Genomic DNA, 23,651 nt, shown 5'->3' with positions numbered 1-23,651 from the left:
AGGCTTCCTCCTGAAAATAGCATTATTCCTGTTTGCTTTACAGCTAAAGAAAATTAACTAGCAACTTGAGTTAATTAATCATGCGCTACGTTAACATTACTAAAGTTTAATTGATTAAAAAACACGATTATTTAATTATTTTATTAGACCTCTAACATAAACCTATCGTTCAATATTTTGCATTTTGCTCGTGCATATAGTTATGCTTTATAAAGATGTAAAAGATTGTTCTGCAGAGATGTTCAAGCGTCTTACAGGTGTAAAGCCCACGACATTTATAGAGATGACATTGTTCGTTATCAACTATAAGCAAGCTCAGTGTGAGGATTCTAAAAGTGGTAGACCATCTAAATTGTCGATAGAAGACCAGCTGCTCATGTTACTGATGTATTATCGAGAGTATCGTACCTTTTTGCATATTAGTAAAAGCTATGGCATTAGTGAAATGCATTGTTGGCGTATTATTACAACAACAGAAAAGATACTACTACAACCACCATCCTTTCATTTGCCTGGCAAAAAGGCCTTGCATAATAGCGACAATAATTTTGAAGTAATAGTGGTTGATGTGAGCGAACATCCTGTGGAACGACCCCAAAAAAACAGCAATACAATTACTCTGGCAAAAAGAAACGTCATACGCTAAAAAGCCAAATAGTGGTTGAACAAAAAAGTGGCAAAATACTAGCGGTACACATCGACAATGGTCGCAAACATGACCCGATAGCTATCGGGTTTCGATTATTCAAAGAAAGCTGTTTACCAATATTGCCTACTATCGAAATACAAGCTGATAGCGGCTATCAAGGTATCCAACGCAAGCACACAAATAGTAAAATACCCATTAAGGGTAAAAAGAAAACACCACTTACAAACGCACAGCAAAAAGAGAACCAGCAGTTATCCTGAACAAGAGTCGTAGTAGAAAATATTATTAGAACAATGAAAATATTTAGAATACTATCTGAGAAATACAGAAATAGAAGAAGGCGCTTTGCACTTAGAATTAACCTAATCGCTGCTATTTGTAATTACCAATTGCCATTCTAATTTTATGTTAGAGGTCTATTACCTAAATACTACTAAAGTGCTATTTTTTATATGTACATCTGTCAGCAAATTTGTGGCTTATAAAAATTAATTTATGAAATGTTTTAAAAAGTTCTTTGTTAGCGTTATGTGTTTTCTATTTATGATTGCAATAACTACCTCTATAAAAGCCCAATCGAAATCTATAGTTATAAGCCAAGTTTATGGTGGTGGTGGAAATGAAAATGGTACTTACAAATACGACTATGTAGAATTGCATAATATTAGTAACATTAGTTATGATATTTCAGGCTACCTATTACTATATGGCAAGCCGAATCAAAATTTTGGAGAAAATGCAAATCAAACGTTTATTTTTCCTAATGCAACAATAATGCCTGCAGGCGGCTATTTATTAATTCAATGTGGAAAAAGTAATTCAACCGGTATTGATTTTTCTGCAAAAGCAGATTTTATTGTAGAGAATCTAGAGTTATCGGCTTACAGCGGTAAGATAGCACTTGCCGATAACAAAGCAATTGCAAACATATGTGGTTCTCCAGAAGCCCCTTGTACAACTATTCAATTATCAAATTTTGTAGACTGGATTACGTACGGCAATGCTGGTAATGGTATTTACGGTAATGGTAAAGGTGGAACAACTGTAAAAGCTGATTATATAGATACAATTTCAGTTCAAAGATCTTTTTATATACCTTTTATAAATGGCAAAACATATTCCACCTTACCCAATAATATGGACTTTAATCTTTTTAGATTCAGCGGCTCAAACATCGGTTTAGGTAATTCTTATCCATTAGATGAATTTGTTCAATCCTCTGGAATTACAGGCTTATATTTAACATTAATTAACAAGCTAGAATTTGCAATTAATTCTGAAAGTCTGCAAATAGACTGTCTCGGGTATGGTACAATTAGTAGGCTTTTTGTTAATGATACATTTGTTACAAACTTGTCAACCACAAATGATGGTGCAATTACTTATTTTAAAATTGCATTTAAAAGTAAGCGACTTAGAGAAATAAGAGTTGAGAATTGCTTTGCAATAGGACGAGTAACTGTAGAAAATACAGGCGAGGTTTTACAAACAAGTCAACCTAAAAGACTCAAAGCAATAATATTGGGTGACAGCTTTGCAGAGCCAGCTTTAGGTTTTCCATATTATTTGGGTAAGTTATTAAATTGGGATGTGTGGCATAGTGGTTCAGGAGGAACAGGATTTGTTAATGACGGTGTAGGTGGTAGAATTAATTTTTTGAAACGACTTAAAAGTGATGTAATTGATAATAAACCTGATATAGTGGTAATAGCTGGGGGCATTAATGACCCTGGAAGTACGACATCAGAAAAACTAGCCTTTGCTGACAACTAAGGGGGGTAAAACATAACGTATAACTACTAGAGTATAAAAAAAGTGCGAAAAATGCACAACTGATGCGGGTTTCAGGCGTTTTTGTCATAAAAGCTATATAAAACGAATCGTTTTTAAAAATTCCATTTTGGTAAATTTTAGTTCCATTATGTAATGCTTTTTTTAAGATTTGCCTCTAATAAAGTTAACCGACCTTCTAAATCTATGACCCTAGTGTACATTTCTGCTGGTGCACGCATGATACGGCTCATGTAGGCCACACAATACCAAATTTCTAACACATCTTCAGGCGAAATAACCATGTTTGGATACAATTCTCTCTCCTTGTAATTGTCGCTCTTTAAAATGAGTTTACCATCCGTTTTTACACGGTTTAAAACACGTTTTACAACCACACCTTCACTCTTTGTTACCACTACATAAATTCGGTCATCCTTAATAAAATCAAGACTTTCAATGAATTTTGTAATTAAAATATCCTTGTCATTGAAGGTATTGTGCATACTTAATCCCTCAACCTCGAACATACGGTATGTACCGTTGGTAAAATTGGGCAAACGATAGCTCGGTAGCTGACTTATAAACTCTGTATCGCCATAACCATTTAAATAGCCAGCCCTAGCCCTAACTGGCACTAAAACCATGTTTTCATTGCCAAAATTATCTACAGTAACTACCTGTGGCATAGAAAAGCCTACTGAACTGCTTTTTTGCTCTAAAACGGGCTGAACCTTGCCATAAACCTTGCCTAAATCCTTGCCTTTTGCCTCTTTTTTATCATGTTCTTTTTTAGGCTCAAATCTTGCCTTTTGTAAATCTTCATTTAACAGAGATTCTGCCGAAATTTTGAAATGCTTTGCAATTTCATCAAATAATTTCAAGTTAGGAAAAGATTTTGCCCTTTCATAATTACTCCACGTTGTAGGCTCAATGCCAATGCTAGCTTGTATTTGAGCCTGTGTTAAGTTATTGCTAACTCTAAGATATTTCAAGTTCGCAGAAAAAAATTCCATCTTTTAATGAATTTATTTGGATAATCAAATAATTTGAACTTACATTTGCTGTACCGTATAAGGGAACAAAAACAATAGTACGAAAGATATGGCAAACGAGAAACAAAGAGACGCAGTAAGAGCCGCTAGGGTAAGAAGAACGGCAGAAATAGTAGGGGTTTCTGAAAGGTACGTAAACATGGTACTGGAAGCCGAACGCCAAAATCAAGAAATACACGATGTGTTTATGATTCTTGAAGAAGGCGAGAATAAACTAATAGCAGAAGTAAAAAAACTAGTTCCATTTAATTAAAACAAACAGATATGAACCAGCCAAACGAAGAGATTATGAAATGGGCAGAGGAAACTAGCCAAGATGAAGAAAAAGCAAAAGGGTTTTCGGTATTAGGCTTTGAGGTATTGCCACCGGGTGTAGATAATGTAGCGGTAGCCATTGCCAAACAAAAATACCTGCAACAGCTAAACGGTGCAGGTATTAGAACACGCATAGTAACAGTACCTGTACTGCTAACTATTGTTGATTAGCTTCTGTGCTTTGGAAGTTAATTCTTCCAAAGCCTTTTTCTCATCGTAAAATGACCTCTTGGTATTTTTCTGCTGACCGTGATAGAGTTCATCAATACGATGAAAGATAACAGCTTGATTGGCTAATACTTGTTTCAGTAAATCAACTATTTCTTTTTCCATTTTTCAAATATAACACGCCTTGAAGTACGATAATAACGGAAAACTGCTTATTTGTATGCCTGACTTAATCGCTTGTGGATTTAAGGCTACTAATATAGACGGCTATGTAAGCAAGGGGTACGATACGCTGCCAACGGTGTATGAAGGTAGTAAACGCTACTTTGACTACGAGAATTTGGGTAAAACGTACAAAGAAGCAATACTAAAAACCTTTGGCAACCCATACGACTATATGGCTAAAAAGCCAATATTGAATATGCTGCCTGATATAAACGAAGCGGCCAAACAATTTTACTTAGACTATCGCTACAATGGTAGCTGCGAATTGCCAATAGAACATCAATTACAATGCTTACGATATATACAATGGCTAGAGATGTTGACACCATTTATGAACGATTTGAATGTAAAAAAGGAAATACGTAAGTCGTTAAATCTATCAGTAGATGAGTTTAGCAAATGGGTAATGAGCTTGATGGAACTAGAGCGCAAAGCCGAAAAACTAAATGGTAAACATGCTACTAGCTGGCAAAGGCTTAGCATTAACACAAGAATATTAGCTGGAAAAATGACTAGTGGTGATGGTAGAAAAGGCTTTGAGGCATTTATTAATAGCAGCTTTGGTAATAGCAATGCTCAAGTAGTTACAGAAAAGGTAGTAGAGTTACTAAACAACTTATTTAGAAAGCAAGCCCACAAGCCTACGCCTACCGAGGTAGCATTTCAATACAAAGCCTTTAAGCAAGGTGTGATGGATATGGTAATGGATGAGACTGGTGAGGTGCTAAACCCTGATGATTACCCAGAACTAAGCGAAGCAACTGTAAAATTATGGCTAGGCAAATGGGAAAATAAAGCACCTGCTGTTGCGGCAAGAACTGGTAACAGGCAGCTAACCATAAACGAACTGATACCGAGCCATAAGAAAATAGCACCGCTATATGCTGGTAGCAAAATAAGTATTGATGATAGGCAGCCGCCCTTTGAATACGCCAAGGGCAGCAGGGTTTGGTTTTATATGGGTATAGACCTAGCAAGTGGCGCATGGACGGTGTGGGTACACGGTAAAACTAAAGAGGAGTTATTGCTGAACTTTTACCGCCAGATGGTACGCAATTATAGCGAATGGGGCTTATGCTTGCCTTATGAGGTTGAGTGCGAAATGAGCCTTAACAGCCAATATTTAACCACCTTGTTAGCAGATGGTGCGATGTTTGGCAAAGTGCAATGTGAAGCCAATAACGCCCGTGGTAAACGTATAGAAAGATACTTTAGAGACTTACGCTATGGCAAAGAAAAAGAAGAAGAAGGTTGGATACCTAGACCATTTGCAAAAAGTGAAAGCAACCGTGCAGGTATAAAAAACGCCGATGAGAATAAAGCCAAATTTATTCCTTATTCAACTATTGTTGAGAAAAGCCTAGGCCATATAATAGAGTGGAATAATAGCGAACACCCAAAGCACCAAGGCAAAAGCAGATGGGAAGTATTTACCACCATGCAAAACCCAAAACTAACACCTATTAACTGGCGTGGCATATTACCTTATATAGGCTATAGTACACGCAGCAGTGTAAAAGCTGGCCAGCTAAGATTACAAGGCGGTGAGTGGTTGCTTGGCAGTGAGAATAGGGTAACTACTGGTAGCGAACTGCTTAATTACCTAAAAGCTGTGAATAATAAAGATGTAATGGTGCAGTGGTTGGATAGTAATGATGGTAATGTACTGCAAGCTCATGTATGCACATTAGATGGCCGATACATCTGCCAAGCGATATTAAAGCCAGCTTATAATACGGCTACACTAGAGCAAACAGATAACGATAGAGCCATTAAAACATTACTAAGCAAATATGTGGCTACTGTAACTGGCTACATTAATACTGAAAAGAACAAAAGTGAAGCTATTACCACCATTGATAACAGCGTAAAATTCAAGCCTTCTATTGCCTTCACTATTCCTGGTACTAAAAACACTTACACGGCTACAGAAACTGAAACCGCAAACTTAGGTAGTGCCTACCAAGACGATGACGAAGTATTTGTACCAAAAACCAACAATACTGGCAGTAGCTGGAGACAGAAATTTTTAAATAACCAATAAACCAACACCATGCAACTAAGTAAAGAATTTAAACAAGCGGTACTAGACGCTTTGGAAATAGACCGTAAAAACTACGGTGGTAGTGATGCCGCTTTTGCTAAAAAATGGGCAATTAATGGTAGTGTTTATAGCCGTATGCGTAGCGGCGAAATGGATGGACTTTTAAAAGAAAGCCAGTGGTTGACAATAGGCAGAGAACTACAGGTAAGCTTAGGGGCTAAAAGATGGAATGTTGCCGAGACCGATGTATACAAAGAAATAAAGGACAATTTAGGCTTTTGCCAAGACCAAAGCAAAAGCATGTTGCTGGTAGATGATACATCTATTGGTAAAACCTTTTGCAGCAAGCATATTGTACGCAGTATGAAAAATTCTTTTTACGTGGATTGTAGCGAATGCAAAACAAAGCAATTGTTTATACGTACACTGGCAAAAGCAATTGGTGTAGACAATACAGGCAAGTATGCCGAGGTAAAAGCTAATCTTAAATACTATTTAAAGCAGCTTGAAAAGCCATTAATAGTATTAGATGAGGCTGGCGATTTGGATTACCCTGCTTTCCTTGAATTAAAAGAATTATGGAACGCTACAGAAGGTGTGTGCGGTTTTTACCTGATGGGTGCAGATGGCTTAGAGGAAAAAATAAACCGTGGCATCACATGGAAAAAAGTAGGCTACCGTGAAATATTCAGCCGATTTAATAACCAGTTTTTACACATTGTGCCACGGGTAACTAGCGAAAGAAAAGACTTCTATAGAAAGCTAATAACCGATGTACTAAATGTAAATGCCAGCGATGCAAAAACCATCAACCTTATTGTAAAGCAATGTATGGGTAACGATGAAACTGGCAATATAGGCGGCTTGCGAAGAGCCGAAACGGCACTATTGATAAGCCAATTACCACCACAAGACTAAAACACCACCACACCATGCCAACAACACAAGAATTTGCCAACGACATTATCGCTAACCTGCAACTAACACAGGCAGAGCAATTTGAACTAAAACGCCTAGATGTACAGCACCAAGTGTGCAAGCTACTAGGCTGGCAGGAAGATTACTATGCTGCCTTCTTATACGGTACAGCCATCAACTTTCTAACTTTTAAAACCAATGCTGACGAGGTGCTGGTGCGCAAGTTTGAAGATAGCCAACTCTTTTGGGGCTGGTTTAGAACGGTATGGGTAAATGAGACAGCCGTACTGCTACCGCATCTACAAAAGCAACCAGCCAACTTTCGCTATTACTGCTTTGCTGGCTTTTGGGATGCGAAAGAACTAGCAGAGGTGGTGGTAATACCTCGCATTGTGTGGAAAGGCATTTTAAATACTATGAAAAAGTGAGGCTATGAGTGTGAAAAAACAAGTAGAGCTTATTATGGCTGAAACAGAGCAACAGATTAGCCAATTGACTGGTTGCCATAGTAAGCTCACACTGCACTTAGCAGTAGATATGAGCCAGCAGCATGAGCTAGTAATTGCAGCTTGTAACGTTTGGCAAATAGATGTTGCTACTATTTCTAAAAGAAACCGACACATGCATTATGTGGCACGAAGACAGTTGCTAGCATGGTTACTAAGAGAAAAAACCTTGCTAAGCCTGAAACGAATAGCTGCGCATGTAGGTTATAGCGGCCATTACGATGTAATGCATGGCATACAAAAGGCACAAGCCAATGTATCAATAAATGACCAGCTAACGATGCAGTATTACGAACCAATAAAACACCTCTTCAATGAGTAATTTATATAAAACCACCTTCAAGTACCAGCAAGTAGAAGTGCTAAAAGAAGTGATAGAGAAGCTAATTATTACCCATACTGATAGCGATGATGAGAAGCTTTTATTTAGCGTGCTAAAGGAAATTAAAGACCGATTATACTTGAAGCTAAAACACCACTTCGCAGAATGCACCATGAGCTTTAAAGCACACGAAGCAATCGCACTTAGGATTCTGTTTAGCGATTACCTAATGGATTTTACCACTTACATAGGTGCAAAGCTGCTGGTAATGAGCAATGAAATTCACGAACATTTTAACCACTAAAAGCCCCCTCAATCCCCCAAAGGGGGAATAAAAAATAAACCATATGGACTTACTAAAAATGATTTTGAGAAAGCACCGCAAGCCACGCATTACAGATGGCAAGCGAGTACTGGTAGCACGTAAAGAGCCAATGCCAAAAGCAGAGCCGCCACGTATAGCCAAACCTGAAAAGCACCCATTGCCTGACTATTACCAAATAGTGATTGAGGGGCATAAAGCGAAAAAATATCTATTCAATTATAATTAAAACAACAAACAACAATGAGTACCAAGAGAGTAAGTAAAAAAGTAGTTACAGCCGTAAGCGCAGAGGCTTACGAAGACAGCCTTAGCCAATATGCACAGGCAGATGCTAAGGAAAGCCAAATAGTGGCAAAAATGGACGTAGAAATGACCAAGATACGTGAGAAGTACGCAGAGGATTTGGCGAAGCTAAAAGACACCAAAGACCAGCATTTTGAGGTAATACAAACCTTTTGTACCGAGAATAAAGACACCTTGTTTATCAAGAAAAAAAGCGTAGAAACGGTGCATGGTGTAGTTGGTTTCAACACCAATCCGCCAGCGTTGAAACCGCTAAAAGGTTTCACATGGAGCAGTATTACCAATATGCTTAAAGAGTTTTTGCCAACTTATGTACGCACCAAGGATGAGCCGCAAAAAGACGCTTTACTAGCGCAGAGAGACAATGAGGAAGTAAGCGGATTGTTTGCTAAATGTGGTATTCAAGTGGTGCAAGATGAGAGCTTCTACATTAAACTAAAGAAAGAAGAAATAGCCGCCTAGCTATAAAGATGGTTTTTAGTTTTTTATTAGGATTTAGTCGCCCCTGTTTCTACAGGGGGGCTTTCTAAACGGTGAGATGGCGAAATGGTAGACGCTTCTGTTGACCTACAGAAATAACGAAGAAAGGCATCCCTGTTAATGCAGGTTCGACCCCTGCTCTCACCACATGAAACATTACGACACAATTAAACACATCAACACCATGACAAAACAAGTAGCACCACTACCAACCTTTCACCCTGTACATGCTTGTAACGATGGCATGTTTAACACAGCCAGCGGCAAAAGAATCAGTCTTAAAAAACCAACCGAAGACATGATTTGCCTGAGTGATATAGCCAATGCACTGAGCAAAATTTGCCGCTTTGGTGGCAATACCAATCAGTTTTACAGCGTGGCACAGCATAGCGTACTGGTAAGCAAGTTGGTGAACCCTGCATTTGCCCGTGAAGCCCTGCTACACGATGCCAGCGAGGCATATTTGGGTGATGTAATTAAACCGCTAAAGGTATTGTTAGGTAATACCTATGACAGCCTAGAAAAGAACTTTGAAACGGTAATAGCTCATAAGTTCCACCTACGCCAATCACCCCAAATAAAAGCCGCCATTAAAATAGCAGATATGCAAGCCCTAGAGCTAGAGCATGAGGTATTTCAAAAAGGCAATGCTGCACCTTTCTTACAATTTATTACCGAAAATGACATTTACAACGGCCACATGAGCTGGACCCACCAAGAGGCCTGTATGTTTTTTAAAACCACTTACGCAGAGTTTTTTGCACCAATAAAGTAGCAAATCAGCAAATAATTGTGCAGAAAAACATAAAACTCGAAGGGGGGTTTTAACACTTTTAAACCAACTCAAACGCAGGATTAATGGCAAAAACGATAGGCATACAGGCACTTGCAGCAAAGAAATACGAGTTTATAAAGGGGCTTTCGCCAGAAATAACGGCTTGTCTTGGCGAATTAGAATCAGCTTTTGATATGTTGATACACGGTGCAACTAACAATGGTAAGAGCAGTTTTATTGCACGATTTATATACGAGCTACTGGTTGCTTTACAATGTAAATGCGAGTACGTAGCGTACGAGGAGGCACATGGCAGAACCATACAGGCAACATTGGTAGACCGATATAAAATTCACAAGCTGGGCAATGTGATGCAGATAACTGACCATTATACCTATCAGGAACTTGATAAGCGCATGTCTCGCCGACAAAGTGCCAAAATATGGGTAATTGATAGCCTGCAAGCCGCAAGATTTACCGCTGACCAAGTTGCTGACCTGAAGCGTAAATACGTAACCAGCAAAAAAAAGAAGATACTCATCATCATTAGCTGGAGTGAAGGAAAAAGCCCACAAGGTGCACATGCTAAAGCGGTTGAGTATATGGCAAATATTAAAGTGGGTGTTGCGAATTTAATAGCATTTCCTAGAAGTAGATATGGTGGTGGTCAACCATTTGTTGTTCATCAAGAAACGGCCATAAAGCGACTAGGCGAAAAAGAGTTTTACAAGCTGGCGCAAATAGGCAAACCCAAAAAAACAACCAAGCCAAAAGGCAAAGAGGCACAAGCCAAAGAGCTACCAGCAGAAAAGGTAACTAACCTTAACCTATTTGGTGAAGAAACCGAGGAGGAAAAAACCGCAAGAATGCTTAAAAATTTAAAAGAAGGATAATGTACACAGAGATTGAAACAATAGAAACAATACCGTGTAAAAAAACTCAAGTTAGCTTATTGCTTTTATTCATTGAAGAGTATGGCGGTTGGTTACAGCACCTCAATAACATAGGATTAATGTGGGGTGCAAACGGTGAAGAAGTTGGGGCAAATAAAGAAGCCGTAAAAACAAGGTTGCACCTAGAATTACTAAAAAATAAAGTCATTGAATTATGCCAGAACTAAAAAAATACCCACAATGGTTTCTCGAAATGGCACAGGATATTTTGGATATGCGTGATGCACAGCAAGCCTACTTTAAGCAAAGCACACAACAGCGATTAAAGCTGAGTAAAATGGCAGAGCAGAAAGTTGATAACGGCCTTTCTCATTTTATAGCCGAGGGCATTATTGCTCACAAGCAAAAACCAAGCAATAACCAACCAAACTTATTCTCATGAACCTCACAGACATAAAAATGCAACTCGGCATCGCCAAGCAGCAAGCAGCCATTAGTGAGGAAAAGATGAAGAATTGGCAAGCGCATAAAGCACCTTGGAAAACTACCATGTACGGCATTAGAGCCAAAGCCCTACGCTGCTATGCTAAAGAGCTGGAGAAGCAAATTAAAAACTACGATAGAAGACAGTTTAAAAAACAGAGTAATTGAACGGGTTAAATAAAAACAAAAAATATGAACCAAAATACAATTGTCCATACCGAAAAGATTGTGATACAAACAAACTTTTATGGCGAAAAGAAAACAATATTTTCGGCTGTGTCAGCCCGTGAAAAAATTGTCTTTGTCAACGATGAAGTTGTTTATAAAGAGTGGCAAAAGTGTCCACAATTTCAAAACAACGGAAATACAAGTGTCGCTTTAAATGAACTTGAAAAGCTGTTGTTATTTAGGCAACAAAGCAAGTCCACCAAAGAGAGCAGAAGCAATCGAAGAAATTTTATTCAACGTGTCAAGTTTGTCTGGGGTAAGTTGCTTTTTAAGATTGTCAATTTCAAAACCTAATTTCTCAATGTTGGCTTTAAAAATTTCTTCTTGAATTGCAAAGCCACCTTTTTGAGCAAAGTCGTGAGCATCTGTCCTTAAAATGAAAGCTAAATAAGAGTGTCGAAGGTTAAGGTCTTCAATAAAACCAAATCTTTGAAACTGAACCATAACTGCATTAAATGTGTCAAAGTCAATTTCTAATTCTTTCAATGTCTCATTTGTCTTACCACTTGAAAGTTGCTCAGGAATTGCTTGGTCGCAGCCTTGCAACTTCGCTTATAAATGAAGTGCCTGATAATTGGATGCCAAATTATAATCAAATAAAAAAATAAACATGGAAGTAATTACAAAGTGCATTAGAGGTATTTGGTATTGTAGTGGAACTATTGACGGCTACGATTATTGCTTTGAGGGAAACACAATTGATGAGGCACAAAGCCAAATGAGGGCTTTGTTAGATAGAAAATTTTTGCAAAAAAGAATATCTGGCAAAGTTGAATGGGAAGCTCCAAAAGTTATTGTGGAACCTAGAATAACAGTTCCTGAAAAGCCTTATGTGGGATATGCAAGTATGAGAATAGACCACAATCCTCATGCTTAAATTATAATACTGGTAGGCATGACCGCTAACGGTAGGGCTTGCCGTCTGTTTTGGAATTGGCGGCAGGCAGTTGATAGTAGTAATTTGATGCCTTGATAGGTGTAGCTGGGGGTTAGGGTCAAGCCAAAATAGCGGCAAACCCCTTGTTACAGGCTGGCTACGGGTAGTCAAAAAGTTCTTTGAAATTGAGGGGGAAAAATATTTTTTAAAAAAGTTGTAAAAATATTTGGCGGTACGATAAAGCGTACCTATATTTGCTTTATCAAATTAATTAATCGGGCTAATCACCCACAAAAAAAGCAAAATGACAACTATAAAAATTTCTCGCACAAACGAAAACATTATCGCTGAATTAAATTCTAAAGGCGTTAAAGTATTAACAAATACTGCTTGGGCATTTTTTCTTAAAGGTGAATACAATGGTCAAAAAATTGAAATTGGCTGTTCAAGATTGCAAGATTTAATTTACAAACGCTCATTACTTACACAGTATTTCGGTTTTGAACCAAAGTATTAAAAAAGCGAAGCCACGATAATCAGTCGTGGCTTCTTTCAAATTAATCACTTCAAAAAGAAATGACAATGAGCGAAGATAGAAAATTCAATCCATTGGTGGCTGATACTGCAAGAAAATTGATAGCCGATTATATTAAGCAACGAAGAAAAGAAGTAGGCTACAGCCAGGAACAACTGGCAGAAATGGCACAAATAAGAAAAGCAACGCTGGTAGATGTTGAAGCTGGTAAGCCTTATAATTTCAATACTCTCTTAGCAATACTTGGCTGCCTTCTTGGCGAATTGCAAATAATTTGGAAAGACATTGAAAGTTTGCCACACTAGGGCAAGCCGTCTAAAAACTAATTTATCCCCTCAATTTTTACTGATAAAATAAAGCAAGCTGCAACCGTCCGCAGGGTGGTAGTAGCTTGCCTGTAACGGTTGGCATATTGCGAAGTTGGGGTAATAGAATTACTGTTGCTTGGTAGCTTATTGCACAGATGCTCAACAATGATTTAAAAGCCGATTGCGGTTTCGTCAAGCCCAAATTTAGCAAATGCCGTTGTTGGTGGCAGTACATTTTGAGTAAACTTTAAATTATAAGATTATGGATATAATGGATTTTCTCGGTGCAGATGCAGAATTGCAAGCTGCTGTATGGATGCTTAAAGAAGTAACCGATTTGCCCGAATGTCAAATTGATAAAGATGGCTTTACTGATAGATATTCTCCACAAGTGTTTGTCTATGTTCAGTCAATTATGAAATGTAAAAGACAACTCGGTAAAAGCATTTTAAAGAGAGATAAAGAATTGCTTCAAATTGCTAAGTCAAAAATGCAGAAATATATTTTAACCGTGGATAGAGATGAACAAATAAAGATTTTAAAATTTGTCCAACCCGATTAATTAGAGTCCTGGCGTATTGCCACCAACTCATAAATACACGCAATTCAAAAAATTGAACCTATTACAACACCATGTTAGTCAATACTATATGCAATCATCTTAGCCACCGCATACATAGCGGTGAGCTTACAAATGATGAGCTAGTTCAAATAATTGAACACGTAGGTAGTTACCTCAATTTGGCTACAATTAGCAATTACGCAAAAGCAAATGGTATCAGCTACAATGGCGCAAAAAAGTTTAGACAAGTGGTAACCATTTTCGATACAAAATTTATAATAGACAACGAATGAGACGTTTCCTAATTACTTCACCAGCCTTTACAGGCGAAGCTGAATTGCTGTATAATGAATTGGGTGTACTGGTAAAAATAGACTGTACACGTTGCCACATGATGGCAGCAATAATGAAATCTTTTAAAGCTAGAATTGCTACCGATATAACTGAATTAGAAGCAAGTTTGGCAGATACAAAAGCCACGATTGTAGAGGCTGAATTTGTAGTAACGTTCGATATGTTTTGGCTAGCCTACGATAAGAAAATTAACCGTAAACGCTGCGAGCCTTTATGGGAAAGAATGAGTAAAGGCAAGCAGGTGAAAGCATTAATGGGTATTACAGCCTATACGAAGTTTCTAAAGAAAGAAAGCTGGCGAACAAAAGCTGACCCAGAGAATTACCTTAAAAATGAAATGTTCGAAAATGAATATCAATAAACAACAAATCACCATTATTCAAACCATTATATCTGCTAATAATTTAGCTGCATATAAAGATGCCATTATTTCAAGTGCCAGCGATGGACGAACCACCAGCACCAAAGAACTTACCAAGCTTGAAGCTGCGGCCATTATTAAAAGCTTACAGGAAAAGTACCCTTACCAGCGACCGCCTGACCCTTGCCACAAAATGCGTGGTGCAATTTTAAGCAGGTGTCATACCCTTGGTTGGTATGCTACCGATGCTAGTGGAAAAGTGATATTAAAGAATGGCAAAAAGGTACTAGACTATAAAAGAATCAATGATTTTTGTATTGCCAAAGGCGGTAAAAGATTAGATGATTTTACATTTGAGGAACTACGAGATAAAATGGTATTTATATTTGATAAAGTAGAGAAATCGTTTTTAAGCAAAATTTAAAAAACTAACAACCATGAAAAAATTAATTATCCCTTTTTTAGCTATTGCTGCAATGGCTTGTGACAGTAAAAAGCAAAAACTGCAACCGATAGCCGATGTTGTAAAAAAACATTACTTGGCAGAACTTGGTGATATTGAAAAAATAGATACCATTTACTTAATGGTAGATACAATTACAGCGAAGAAATTAATGCAAATACAAAGTTATCAATATAGTTTGGCTGAGACAGAAATGCAACTTGCTGTAAAGAATAACTATGAAATTGATAATGATTATATTGATAGCTTAAAGAAAGATTGTAAACGGAGGTATGATAGCTGCCAATTACTTGCAAACAAGTTAGATACTACACAAATATTATATTATGAAGTGCAACCTTTTGTCATTTTCACTAAGAAAAATATGGAAAGGTTTATAGCTGAAAATAGAATGTATTTTGATGAAAATTACAACATAGTACCACAGAAAAAACTATTAAACTACTTCAATAAAAGTTATCCAAATGCTGAAATTAAAGTAAAAGAATTTGAGAAATTGCCACAAGGCTTTTACGAAAATGACATCGAAAAAATAGGCATGTATAAATTTTATTAAAACGAAACGTTTACTTTTTTAAAATAACTTTCTATATTTGAAGTGCAAAACGTTTAACATGTACTTCAATTTAAATTTACAATTCAGCCTATTGGTCGGGGAAAGGGGAAAACCCTTTAGTACTACACTTTATCGTGTTGAACGTTTTGCACCCCGACTAATAGGCTTTAATATTTCAGAACATGCAAAACGTTCAACACGACTTACTACCGCTAGTAGTACAAGAAAACAATGTGCTAGTTGATGCACAGCAATTGCACCGCCAACTTAAAGTTGGTTCAATTTATCAAAATTGGATAAAAAGGAGAATCGAAGAATTTGGCTTTGAAAAGAGCAAAGATTATTTTCCAAATTTGGAAATTGTTAAAAGTTCAAAAAGACCTGTTACAAAGTATCTGCTCACCCTCGACATGGCGAAAGAGCTTGCCATGCTAGAGCGTAACGAGACAGGTAGGCAAATTCGCCGCTATTTCATCGCTAAAGAAAAAGAGCTACGTGGCATAAGCCAATTGCCACCGCAACACCAAGTGTTTAAGGGTTTAAAGGCCGAGCGTATTAATGGCCGCAAAATGTACCCTTACCGTGAGCTGCTGCAAAAGCTAGGCTACAACTACACCAGTGGCGGCTGTAGTGGCAGGGTGGCTAGGTATCCGGGCCATTTTGTAAAAATGGGTAAAATGCAGTTAATAACCGAAGAGTTTGCCCTGCAACTGCACCATCAAAAGCTGGTAACTAACAATCGCATCACTTTAAAACAAATGCAACCTGTACTTGCGTTAAATTTTGGGGAGGGCTCAATATGATTAGTTACAGCAAAAACCAACTCATCATTACCATACCGCAAGTAGTGCCGGGTGCTTTTCACGAAAATTTGTTAAAAAGCATTAACCATGTAATGCGCTTAGTGAGTAGTAGCCAAGATGATATGCCAGCAGATAATACCACACTGCACACATTAGCCGACTTGCAAGAAGCAATAATGCCTAATGAATTTGAGTTGAATAGAATATACGAAATAGACAAAAAAGCGTAGGTAGCACAGGTGTATTTACACGTAAGTGCTTTAAGCCACCCTCTTTCCCCATAGCCGCAGGTGTAAGGAAATGGTGGCTTTTTTTATTGATATATTTGAGCATGTTTGATGAAGATGATATACTAGGCGATTATGCCGAATTTGAAACCCATATAGCACTAGGCAATTACCGCCAAGCTGCGCAAATAATACTAGATTATATTATCATATTGTGCAAGCATCCACAACGGTTTGCAAGCTACCAACTACTTAGTATTGCGTTTTTATTGCAGCAAATGCCTAACCAATGGAGTGCTAATAATTTTAAAGCATTTATTGCTCAAATGATTGCCCTTTGCGAAGCAGGGCAGCTAACCAATGCTCGAATTCGAGGGCAATAGGTGTAGCAGCTTGTGCCATAATGCTTGCGTTTATTGTAGCTACTTGCAATTGCTCGGTAGTGGTAAGTGGTAAGCCTTTGGTAATTTTTTGTGCTAATAATTCTCGTTGTGTTTTCATGTAAGTAAGTTTTTTGTATTATTACTAAAACCGTTAGTAATATTGTGATATGCAACGTGGCAGTCGCTCTATATACCAATCCCTCTTTAAAGATGAAAATGAACAGTTAAGCGTCATTACTGTGCCTGAACGTAAAGGGCGTAGCGAGGTGCTTATGGCTAAACAAACAGAGCTTCTTATTTGCCGTTACTACTATTACATTAAAATGCAAGGCAAGCAATACCTAGCTACTTTGGCGTTGCTTGAAGATGAAATTTTCTTTAGCCAACGAACGATTGTTAATAAAATATCCGAACACTCGGCTTTATTAAAAGAACTTAACAGGACTAAGCCTGATGTAAAGTGGTTTAAAAATAAATATCCGTTTATTGTTTGGTAAGCCCCCTCAATCCCCCAAAGGGGGAATTAGCCCAAATTTAATTCTAAATCACCGCTTACCTTATTTACAGGCACTTGTACCGTATCATCTTCGGTAGCAGTTGTAAAAAGTATTTCACGCACCCTGTAAGTGTCCTCACGCCTTTCAGTTGCAGCACTTATTCTTACCATTGGCTGTATGCAATCATTTGCTGTAAATCCTTGCAATGCCGAATATAAATCGTTTTCAATTTCGTAATATTCTAATGCTTTTTCTTGTACAGGTAGAGGTGCAGCAGAACTAGCACTACTAAATGGTGCAAAACCTAAACGTATGCTAATGGTAATAGCAGCCCATTGAAAACCTTGGCTTTCTTCGGTGTACTGTGCTGTAGCAAAATCTATTAGTACACAAGGGAAAATTACTGGAGGTCTTTCATCTGCTATTTCCAATTGCCCTAAATCTTGGTCTATCCATTTAATTGCTGGCACATTGGTTTTAATGTGCGCTTGTATAGCTAAGTATAGTTGAGCAAATAACGATGTCATAATAAGTATGATTTACGAGGTATGATGTACGATTTTTTTTAACGAATTGCTTTCATGATTTCTGCACCAATTACCCTTTGTAGCTTCGCAGTCAGGTAAGGGCTTTCGCCTAAAAATTTACGGGCAGGAATATTTTTGTTTATCCTACGAGTATGGGCTTTTACTATACTGGTGTTGCCTGTGTCTTTTCTACCAAATGTGATGTTGGTTTTTGTTTTTCGGCTTACTATTTTAATAATACCAACCTTAGTGATTTTTCGTTGGTGTTCTTTTACCTGTTGAATTTCGCCAAGTCTTACACCATCGTTATGAGCTTTGGCATAAGCCACATTACTACCCACTACCACCTCATCCATATTCATTCGTACAATTCTGATAGAACGCCTTAATCTGCCTGTATCAACTAATATATTTCTCCCATTACGTTTAGGCTTTTGCCCCCATTTATTGGGGTTCTTACGTGGCCGCCAAGGCTGGAAGCTATCACCCAAAAACCCTTGACGTTTAAAATTGTCCAATGCAAAATTTACCACCTCGTTACCAGCAATGGCAGGCAAGCGAATAGCAACGCTTTTGAAATGTTGTTCGAGTTGCTCAATTGGTAAAGTAATATTTGCGTTATCCATTTGTTTTGTATATTTGTAGTGTGGTAAGATACTGCGTTGGATTGCATATCCTTCGGCGAGGGCTTACCACTTTTTTATTTTAAGCCATCAACAATTGAGTACATTATTTTAGAGCCATCTTGGTTTTCTTTTACCACCAAAACAAAATCACTGCCCAATCCTTTTACTTCTAAGTAATGAAACGCTTTGGCAAATCCTTTCAAGTCGGGCATTTTTTTAATCAATGTTGCATTTTTTAGCATTAAATCCGATATGGTGGCTAGTTGATTTTTTAAATCATATTGATTGTGCGGCTGGTTAAATATTTCCTTAATTGATTTATTATTAAATCCAACCTTACCAATACCTTCAACATCTACTTGCTTATCAAGCAATCGTTCTTTTGCAATTGCTATTAATTCTTTACGCATAGCACTTACCGAACCTTGTTGTACACCTTCTGGTATATCAGTATAGTAAGCATGTTTTGGCGGAAAAATCAACCTTTGCTTTGCCAAATTTGTACGAAACATTGGCGGTATATCGCTGCTTGGTATATCGGCTTCTTTTGTAACCCTGGTACTGCTGCCACGTTGCCTTACGGTGCTACGGCAATTAAAGTGATTTGGTGGATAGTAAGTATTCCAAAATGGGTGATTAATGGGCAATACCGTACCATTTAAACCACGGCACAAGTTGCTGGTTTGTTTGTCAACAATGGCATCAAATTCAAGGTTGGGCAATGCTTTTGCATTGGCTTCAATATCTACCCATTTACCCGCCATTTGCCCACCAGCAACAGCAAGGTTATACTCTGCCTGTAACCATTGGTTTACATGCTGGTCATTGATTTTAAAGGCTTCAACTTTAAACTGGTTGTAAGTCCTAAGCTTACCATCTTCGCCTATTAATGCGTTGCTTAATGCTCGTAATTGGCTATAATTTTTCGCTGCTGCAAAATGCCAAACGTTTTTTTGCAATGCTGCCAGCATTTTGTAATCGGGTGTTTCCCAATCCAATTTACCTGCTAAAAATGCTTTGGCTTTATCACCATAACCTTTGGTTACACCAGTCCATAAACGTTTTGCAAATTCATTGGTCACGGCCTTATTTATAGTACCTGATGGTAAGCCTTTGTCGTTCCATACCTGTTGCACCATGTCGGTCAACATCTTGGCAAAATCATCAGCCCCCACATCCCCCAAAGGGGGAATATTCGAAGCGGATAAATGGTGGCAGCAATCTTCATACAAGACGTTAAGTTGCGCCTGTATTTCAGTATGTGCAAGGCCTTGTAGCCCACTTAGATAATCCCTTAATCTTTGTGGGCTTGGTCGAAAAAATCAGCAAGCTTTGACCTTAGCTTCTGCCATGCCGATAAAGCCCCCCTGCCCCCCGAAGGGGGGGGCTTTGATGCCGATTTATTTTCGGGTTTCTTTTGGTTCGGGCTATTGTTCCCCCCTTCGGGGGGCGGGGGGGCTTCTTCTAATTTTGCCTTTAACTCATCGTAATTATCTGGCTTATCTATACCATAGGTATCGTACCAATAATCATCACTTACTGGTAATTTTACTGATGTTACAATTGTAGTGTCAACTTCGGCTTTTGCCTTTAATTCCTCAACATTAATTTCTTTCTCAAAGGCAAATTTTCCACCTTCAACAACAGGTAAGCCGTAGCTTTTAAGTATAGCAATAAACTGCTTGCTATTTAAAGCATTAGCAACGTCTTTTAAGTCGCTTTTTGTAAATTCAAGTTGTTGCTTACCATGCTCTTTACTCTTTGCATTACTACCGCCATTGCTGTTGCTGGTGGTTTCGGTATTGCCTAAAACAATAACGCTCATTTCGTCATTACAAGCGTTTTTAAACCTCTCTTGTAGCTGACCATCACCATTGCTTACTTTGCCATCCATCATCTCAAAATCAACCTGCCTAGGTATCATTAAAGCCAAGCTACTGCCAGCTTCATCTACAACCTGTTTAAGTTCGTTTTTTGTTTTGGCATCGTAAGCATCGTATTTCATTATTCGCACTGGCTGGCCGAATATTTCAATGTACTGCGCCCAATCAGCCATATCACCTTTTTTGTACAAAGCATAAGGCGAACATTTCAATAATAACCCTAAATCCTTTGGCTTGCCAAATACCAAAATATTACTTACACCAATGTAAGGTGTACCCTCTTGGTCTGTTTGCTCAATAGTGATAACACCTTTTTCGGGCTTGATGTGCTTTCGTGGAATTTCTTTAAACTCAAGCTCAGTGCCAGGAATAAATTCTAGGCCGCTGATGCCCCAAAACTTAGCCAACATACGTAAACGTATAATCTCACGAAAGCAATCACTTTCGATAACATCGTCCATTTCATCAGCTTTTTTGCCGTTGACTTTATAGTGCAAGGTCTTGTTTAAAACTGCATCTATTCGTTTGCCAATGATACCTGTTAAATGGCCGTCTAAATCAACATCTTCATACAAATCATATAGCCTTGTACGATTTGGATAATAGACGTTTTCAGCAGCAATATGTGCATTGCGGTAGCTACCAATATCCTTACTGGTACGGTCAATATTTCTAACAATAATTTGGTTTACTATTAGCTTATCATTATCAACCGAAGTCGTTACTTTTTTTGATTTCAATGCCATTCTAATAAAAATTATTTCTTTTTTTGTTATACGATGCACTTACACTACCTGCTTCATCTAAAGGCGTTGTAGGGTCATCTGGCTTTAGTGGCCATGCAGGGTCTTTATCACCTTTCATCACCTTATCTAAAAACTTTACTGCATCCTCGTATGCTGTTCTAAATAGTTCTAAGTTGATATTTGGATTAGCCAATTTTATCAAATGCCAGCAAGCCATGTCTTTACCAAGGCTGCTTAAAAACTCCTCACTAAAAGTTGGCTCAGTATCATTAGTGCCAAACATGGCTACTAAATTGTAGCGGTTTAATGAGCCTTTCATTTCGCCAATAGCATTGTTAATAGCCTTGGTAACAATGCTATCATCACCACGGGTTATTTCATCAATAATCTCTTGGTATAATGGTGGTGTTAAATCTGCTTTTGTTAAAAATGGCATGATTAATATCTTTTTTTGTTTGGGGGGCGTTTAATGCACTCAACAGCACTGCCAAGTGCTTGTACTTGAATGCGTTTTTTAATTTCTTTTACAGCACCTTGGCAAGCATCGGGGCCATCCAAAGTTTTACTGGTAATACTGGCGGTAATAAATTGTGCAGCCATCCTTACCATGTGTGGATTATCCTTTTCATCTATGTTAAAAACAAACTCGCCAAGTCTAAACAATGGCTCTAAATCTGCCTCAATTCTAAACCATTTATCACCCTTTCTTTCACCGTCAGGCGTAACGGCTAAAACCCCGCCAAACTCTGCACCTTTCGCATAAATCAATGGCTTTAATACTTGCTCCCAAAATGGGTCTTGTAGGGTATTGTTTTCAATAAAGCTGTACAATGGGCAAGCCCCATTTACATACTTGCGAACGCTATACATGCAATCAATAAACATGCTGTTAGTCATTACATCAACAAAGCAGGTGTATAGGTAAAATTTGCCTTGCTTATAGCCAATTAACGGTACGGCTTTGGTGCTGTTTTGGCTTTTACTACGAACACTCGGCTTGTCTTTATTGCTTGTAGCAGGGTCAGCGTAGCTAATTACAAAATCCAACTGTTTTAGTGGTGGGCATTTACCCCAAGTAATCTCTTTAAACGTTTGCCCTTGTCGCATGGGATTATTAAACATTTCCTGTTGCTGGCTTTCATAGCTTACTTTACTTAGTTGATAATCAATATCAGTCTCGCTATTCTTTTGAGGCCAAACAGAAATTCCATTGGCATCACGGATATTGATAATTTCGGTATGGTCAGCCATTTTACCAGCTCTAACCACACAGCAGTCTTCAGCAATAATATTACCTAGCCAAAGGATTAAATAAGGTTTGGCGGTATCAACGGTAAAAAACAAGGCATTTTCAAACCATCGCCATTTTTTGTTGATAATATCAGCGTTCATGCATTCCTCATCCGTATCAAAATCATCCACTATAATACCGTCTGGTCGTATCTCCTCGTTACCATTACCACGTGGGCTTTGCCCTGCACCAAGTGCTAAGAATTTAACTCCATTACGAGTTGTAAAACTTCCCATAGACCAACTGCCAGCAAGCTCTTGTTTGCCATAGTCGTTTATTAGTCGTGGATTGCTATCTAACTGGGCACGGTATTTCTCTAAAAATGCCTCAGCCGCATCGTAGGTACTACTGGTGTAAATGATGTTTTTTAGTTTGCCTGTCATTACTAAATACAACACATCCATCATGGCTGTTGTGGTTTTGCTTAACCCACGAACCCAATGTCTTACCTCGTACCAGTGCTTTAATTTTAAAAAGTTTTTTAATAGCCTTTGGGTTGCTTTTTTGTGAAAGTCAGGGCTATCGAACTCCATAAATTTTGAGAAATAGTGTTTCTTCCAAGCTTCAGGATTTGCCTCTAATTCCTTTATTCGCTTGGCTTTAGCTTGTGGGCTTTCAGTTTTATCAACAGGTGTACCTTTTCGTAAACTTTTACGAAAGTTATCCCATGCCTCTGTTGCCTGTTTTATATTTATAATTGCCGCCATTAGCTAGTTCCCATTAAGTATTCGTGCCATAATTCAACAGCCTCAATTGCCTTAGCCTGTCCGTGAACAGTTTGTACGTAATTAATAAACTGTTTACCTGCCTCGGCTTTGTGCGCAAAGGATAATTCTGTTTGTAGTTTTTTTACAGCATCAGCCAATTTGTTAAGCGTATCTCCTTCTGGTGCTGTGGGTACATTATTAGGCGCATCACGGCTTTCTATATTAGTTAGTAAAGTATCAATATGCCGCCTGATACGTTTACGTTGCGGTTCAAAACCTTGCCTTGCTTCCTGCCTATCATCATCCCAATTGCCTTCTGTTTTCCACTTACTAATGCTCTTTTCACTGATGCCAGTAATATCCGAAATAACCTTTTGCTCAAAGTGGTTTTCAACGAACAATGTATAGGCTAGCCGCTTCTTTCTTGCCAGTTCCTCTTTAGTGTTTTTTTCTGCTGCCATCCCTTTTTGTTTACAACAAAAATGA

At 38.1% G+C, this 23,651-nt stretch carries 37 protein-coding genes, 1 tRNA gene and 1 pseudogene; 28 read left to right on the top strand and 11 right to left on the bottom strand.

The genetic code is table 11. From position 1 onward, the window contains the following. The first annotated feature begins 202 nt into the window (after positions 1-202). Positions 203-1,050: pseudogene (locus tag ACT9TX_RS13025) on the top strand (IS5 family transposase). Between the two features lie 94 nt (positions 1,051-1,144). Beyond that, a complete protein-coding gene (locus tag ACT9TX_RS13020; protein ID WP_481338775.1) occupies positions 1,145-2,422 on the top strand; it encodes a lamin tail domain-containing protein in 1,278 nt (425 codons plus the stop codon). A gap of 146 nt (positions 2,423-2,568) precedes the next feature. Here ACT9TX_RS13020 and ACT9TX_RS13015 read toward each other — a convergent pair whose 3' ends face one another. Beyond that, positions 2,569-3,435 (bottom strand): helix-turn-helix domain-containing protein, encoded by an 867-nt coding sequence (locus tag ACT9TX_RS13015; RefSeq protein ID WP_481338773.1) that lies wholly within the window; start codon positions 3,433-3,435, stop codon positions 2,569-2,571. Positions 3,436-3,523: 88 nt separating this feature from the next. Between ACT9TX_RS13015 and ACT9TX_RS13010 the strand changes: the two genes are divergently transcribed. Both ACT9TX_RS13010 and ACT9TX_RS13005 read left to right on the top strand, forming a co-directional pair. Then, complete coding sequence (locus ACT9TX_RS13010; protein ID WP_481338771.1) at positions 3,524-3,727, top strand: hypothetical protein; 204 nt, start codon at positions 3,524-3,526, stop codon at positions 3,725-3,727. An 11-nt stretch (positions 3,728-3,738) separates the two neighbouring features. Next, entirely contained in the window at positions 3,739-3,960 is a 222-nt protein-coding gene (locus ACT9TX_RS13005) for a hypothetical protein (RefSeq protein WP_481338769.1), read from the top strand. Here ACT9TX_RS13005 and ACT9TX_RS13000 read toward each other — a convergent pair. Then, on the bottom strand, positions 3,943-4,122 hold the full coding sequence (locus tag ACT9TX_RS13000; protein ID WP_481338767.1) for a hypothetical protein: 180 nt from the start codon (positions 4,120-4,122) through the stop codon (positions 3,943-3,945). The two genes, ACT9TX_RS13005 and ACT9TX_RS13000, sit on opposite strands and share 18 nt — an antisense overlap. 55 nt (positions 4,123-4,177) lie before the next feature. Here ACT9TX_RS13000 and ACT9TX_RS12995 point away from each other — a divergent pair, with 55 nt between their 5' ends. The 13 genes from ACT9TX_RS12995 to ACT9TX_RS12935 all read left to right on the top strand — a co-directional run bounded on the left by ACT9TX_RS12995 (position 4,178) and on the right by ACT9TX_RS12935 (position 11,399). Then, complete coding sequence (locus tag ACT9TX_RS12995) at positions 4,178-6,226, top strand: hypothetical protein (RefSeq protein WP_481338765.1); 2,049 nt, start codon at positions 4,178-4,180, stop codon at positions 6,224-6,226. A gap of 9 nt (positions 6,227-6,235) precedes the next feature. Next, complete coding sequence (locus ACT9TX_RS12990; RefSeq protein ID WP_481338763.1) at positions 6,236-7,144, top strand: ATP-binding protein; 909 nt, start codon at positions 6,236-6,238, stop codon at positions 7,142-7,144. A 14-nt stretch (positions 7,145-7,158) separates the two neighbouring features. Next, positions 7,159-7,572, top strand: a complete 414-nt coding sequence (locus ACT9TX_RS12985; protein WP_481338761.1) for a hypothetical protein — start codon at positions 7,159-7,161, stop codon at positions 7,570-7,572. A 4-nt stretch (positions 7,573-7,576) separates the two neighbouring features. After that, positions 7,577-7,972: a helix-turn-helix domain-containing protein gene (locus tag ACT9TX_RS12980; protein WP_481338759.1), complete on the top strand. Its 396-nt coding sequence runs from the start codon at positions 7,577-7,579 to the stop codon at positions 7,970-7,972. Continuing rightward, positions 7,965-8,276, top strand: coding sequence for a hypothetical protein (locus ACT9TX_RS12975; protein WP_481338757.1), 312 nt, complete (start codon positions 7,965-7,967; stop codon positions 8,274-8,276). Before ACT9TX_RS12980 ends, ACT9TX_RS12975 begins: the two co-directional genes overlap by 8 nt. 43 nt (positions 8,277-8,319) lie before the next feature. Next, complete coding sequence (locus tag ACT9TX_RS12970) at positions 8,320-8,523, top strand: hypothetical protein (RefSeq protein WP_481338755.1); 204 nt, start codon at positions 8,320-8,322, stop codon at positions 8,521-8,523. Between the two features lie 14 nt (positions 8,524-8,537). Continuing rightward, a complete protein-coding gene (locus tag ACT9TX_RS12965) occupies positions 8,538-9,062 on the top strand; it encodes a host-nuclease inhibitor Gam family protein (RefSeq protein ID WP_481338753.1) in 525 nt (174 codons plus the stop codon). A 70-nt stretch (positions 9,063-9,132) separates the two neighbouring features. After that, positions 9,133-9,227 (top strand) — tRNA-OTHER (locus ACT9TX_RS12960). Positions 9,228-9,264: 37 nt separating this feature from the next. After that, positions 9,265-9,855 (top strand): hypothetical protein, encoded by a 591-nt coding sequence (locus tag ACT9TX_RS12955; RefSeq protein WP_481338751.1) that lies wholly within the window; start codon positions 9,265-9,267, stop codon positions 9,853-9,855. Positions 9,856-9,938: 83 nt separating this feature from the next. Next, positions 9,939-10,748, top strand: a complete 810-nt coding sequence (locus tag ACT9TX_RS12950) for a GTPase domain-containing protein (protein WP_481338750.1) — start codon at positions 9,939-9,941, stop codon at positions 10,746-10,748. After that, entirely contained in the window at positions 10,748-10,975 is a 228-nt protein-coding gene (locus ACT9TX_RS12945) for a hypothetical protein (RefSeq protein WP_481338748.1), read from the top strand. The genes ACT9TX_RS12950 and ACT9TX_RS12945 overlap by 1 nt, the downstream gene beginning before the upstream one ends. Then, positions 10,963-11,190 (top strand): hypothetical protein, encoded by a 228-nt coding sequence (locus tag ACT9TX_RS12940; protein ID WP_481338746.1) that lies wholly within the window; start codon positions 10,963-10,965, stop codon positions 11,188-11,190. The genes ACT9TX_RS12945 and ACT9TX_RS12940 overlap by 13 nt, the downstream gene beginning before the upstream one ends. After that, the gene (locus ACT9TX_RS12935; RefSeq protein ID WP_481338744.1) at positions 11,187-11,399 is read left to right on the top strand and encodes a hypothetical protein; all 213 of its coding nucleotides are present in this window, start codon (positions 11,187-11,189) and stop codon (positions 11,397-11,399) included. The genes ACT9TX_RS12940 and ACT9TX_RS12935 overlap by 4 nt, the downstream gene beginning before the upstream one ends. A 234-nt stretch (positions 11,400-11,633) precedes the next feature. Here ACT9TX_RS12935 and ACT9TX_RS12930 read toward each other — a convergent pair whose 3' ends face one another. Beyond that, positions 11,634-12,005, bottom strand: coding sequence for a hypothetical protein (locus ACT9TX_RS12930; protein ID WP_481338742.1), 372 nt, complete (start codon positions 12,003-12,005; stop codon positions 11,634-11,636). Positions 12,006-12,069: 64 nt separating this feature from the next. Here ACT9TX_RS12930 and ACT9TX_RS12925 point away from each other — a divergent pair, with 64 nt between their 5' ends. The 10 genes from ACT9TX_RS12925 (at position 12,070) to ACT9TX_RS12880 (ending at position 16,508) form a co-directional block, all read left to right on the top strand. Then, positions 12,070-12,336: a hypothetical protein gene (locus ACT9TX_RS12925; RefSeq protein WP_481338741.1), complete on the top strand. Its 267-nt coding sequence runs from the start codon at positions 12,070-12,072 to the stop codon at positions 12,334-12,336. 304 nt (positions 12,337-12,640) lie between these two features. Continuing rightward, the gene (locus tag ACT9TX_RS12920; protein WP_481338739.1) at positions 12,641-12,853 is read left to right on the top strand and encodes a hypothetical protein; all 213 of its coding nucleotides are present in this window, start codon (positions 12,641-12,643) and stop codon (positions 12,851-12,853) included. Positions 12,854-12,918: 65 nt separating this feature from the next. Next, positions 12,919-13,176 (top strand): helix-turn-helix domain-containing protein, encoded by a 258-nt coding sequence (locus ACT9TX_RS12915; protein ID WP_481338737.1) that lies wholly within the window; start codon positions 12,919-12,921, stop codon positions 13,174-13,176. Positions 13,177-13,441: 265 nt separating this feature from the next. Continuing rightward, positions 13,442-13,741 carry a hypothetical protein gene (locus ACT9TX_RS12910; RefSeq protein ID WP_481338735.1) on the top strand — a complete coding sequence of 100 codons (300 nt, stop codon included), beginning with the start codon at positions 13,442-13,444 and terminating at the stop codon, positions 13,739-13,741. Positions 13,742-13,812: 71 nt separating this feature from the next. Beyond that, complete coding sequence (locus ACT9TX_RS12905) at positions 13,813-14,034, top strand: hypothetical protein (protein ID WP_481338733.1); 222 nt, start codon at positions 13,813-13,815, stop codon at positions 14,032-14,034. Beyond that, the gene (locus ACT9TX_RS12900; protein WP_481338731.1) at positions 14,031-14,456 is read left to right on the top strand and encodes a hypothetical protein; all 426 of its coding nucleotides are present in this window, start codon (positions 14,031-14,033) and stop codon (positions 14,454-14,456) included. The genes ACT9TX_RS12905 and ACT9TX_RS12900 overlap by 4 nt, the downstream gene beginning before the upstream one ends. Next, positions 14,443-14,880, top strand: a complete 438-nt coding sequence (locus tag ACT9TX_RS12895) for a hypothetical protein (RefSeq protein ID WP_481338729.1) — start codon at positions 14,443-14,445, stop codon at positions 14,878-14,880. The genes ACT9TX_RS12900 and ACT9TX_RS12895 overlap by 14 nt, the downstream gene beginning before the upstream one ends. 13 nt (positions 14,881-14,893) lie before the next feature. After that, positions 14,894-15,475, top strand: a complete 582-nt coding sequence (locus ACT9TX_RS12890) for a hypothetical protein (protein WP_481338728.1) — start codon at positions 14,894-14,896, stop codon at positions 15,473-15,475. A gap of 182 nt (positions 15,476-15,657) precedes the next feature. Continuing rightward, complete coding sequence (locus ACT9TX_RS12885; protein ID WP_481338726.1) at positions 15,658-16,278, top strand: antA/AntB antirepressor family protein; 621 nt, start codon at positions 15,658-15,660, stop codon at positions 16,276-16,278. Next, positions 16,275-16,508 carry a hypothetical protein gene (locus ACT9TX_RS12880; RefSeq protein WP_481338724.1) on the top strand — a complete coding sequence of 78 codons (234 nt, stop codon included), beginning with the start codon at positions 16,275-16,277 and terminating at the stop codon, positions 16,506-16,508. The genes ACT9TX_RS12885 and ACT9TX_RS12880 overlap by 4 nt, the downstream gene beginning before the upstream one ends. 312 nt (positions 16,509-16,820) lie before the next feature. On the opposite strand, the gene ACT9TX_RS12875 is transcribed toward ACT9TX_RS12880, so the two are convergent. Further along, on the bottom strand, positions 16,821-17,006 hold the full coding sequence (locus ACT9TX_RS12875; RefSeq protein WP_481338722.1) for a hypothetical protein: 186 nt from the start codon (positions 17,004-17,006) through the stop codon (positions 16,821-16,823). A 49-nt stretch (positions 17,007-17,055) separates the two neighbouring features. Between ACT9TX_RS12875 and ACT9TX_RS12870 the strand changes: the two genes are divergently transcribed. Further along, entirely contained in the window at positions 17,056-17,385 is a 330-nt protein-coding gene (locus ACT9TX_RS12870; RefSeq protein WP_481338720.1) for a hypothetical protein, read from the top strand. A 26-nt stretch (positions 17,386-17,411) separates the two neighbouring features. On the opposite strand, the gene ACT9TX_RS12865 is transcribed toward ACT9TX_RS12870, so the two are convergent. The 7 genes from ACT9TX_RS12865 to ACT9TX_RS12835 all read right to left on the bottom strand — a co-directional run bounded on the left by ACT9TX_RS12865 (position 17,412) and on the right by ACT9TX_RS12835 (position 23,626). Continuing rightward, the gene (locus tag ACT9TX_RS12865; protein ID WP_481338718.1) at positions 17,412-17,912 is read right to left on the bottom strand and encodes a hypothetical protein; all 501 of its coding nucleotides are present in this window, start codon (positions 17,910-17,912) and stop codon (positions 17,412-17,414) included. Between the two features lie 38 nt (positions 17,913-17,950). Then, positions 17,951-18,538, bottom strand: a complete 588-nt coding sequence (locus ACT9TX_RS12860) for a phage virion morphogenesis family protein (RefSeq protein WP_481338716.1) — start codon at positions 18,536-18,538, stop codon at positions 17,951-17,953. 74 nt (positions 18,539-18,612) lie between these two features. Then, positions 18,613-19,677, bottom strand: coding sequence for a minor capsid protein (locus ACT9TX_RS12855; protein ID WP_481338714.1), 1,065 nt, complete (start codon positions 19,675-19,677; stop codon positions 18,613-18,615). Between the two features lie 155 nt (positions 19,678-19,832). Beyond that, on the bottom strand, positions 19,833-21,167 hold the full coding sequence (locus ACT9TX_RS12850) for a phage portal protein family protein (protein ID WP_481338712.1): 1,335 nt from the start codon (positions 21,165-21,167) through the stop codon (positions 19,833-19,835). A 1-nt stretch (position 21,168) separates the two neighbouring features. Beyond that, complete coding sequence (locus ACT9TX_RS12845) at positions 21,169-21,603, bottom strand: hypothetical protein (protein ID WP_481338710.1); 435 nt, start codon at positions 21,601-21,603, stop codon at positions 21,169-21,171. 2 nt (positions 21,604-21,605) lie between these two features. After that, a complete protein-coding gene (locus ACT9TX_RS12840) occupies positions 21,606-23,165 on the bottom strand; it encodes a hypothetical protein (RefSeq protein WP_481338708.1) in 1,560 nt (519 codons plus the stop codon). After that, the gene (locus ACT9TX_RS12835; protein WP_481338706.1) at positions 23,165-23,626 is read right to left on the bottom strand and encodes a hypothetical protein; all 462 of its coding nucleotides are present in this window, start codon (positions 23,624-23,626) and stop codon (positions 23,165-23,167) included. Before ACT9TX_RS12835 ends, ACT9TX_RS12840 begins: the two co-directional genes overlap by 1 nt. Between the last annotated feature and the right edge of the window lie 25 nt (positions 23,627-23,651).

The organism is Parasediminibacterium sp. HNIBRBA5674 (assembly GCF_056745525.1).
The sequence above is the reverse complement of the archived record's forward strand: the minus strand, read 5'-3'. Positions and strand labels throughout refer to the sequence as shown.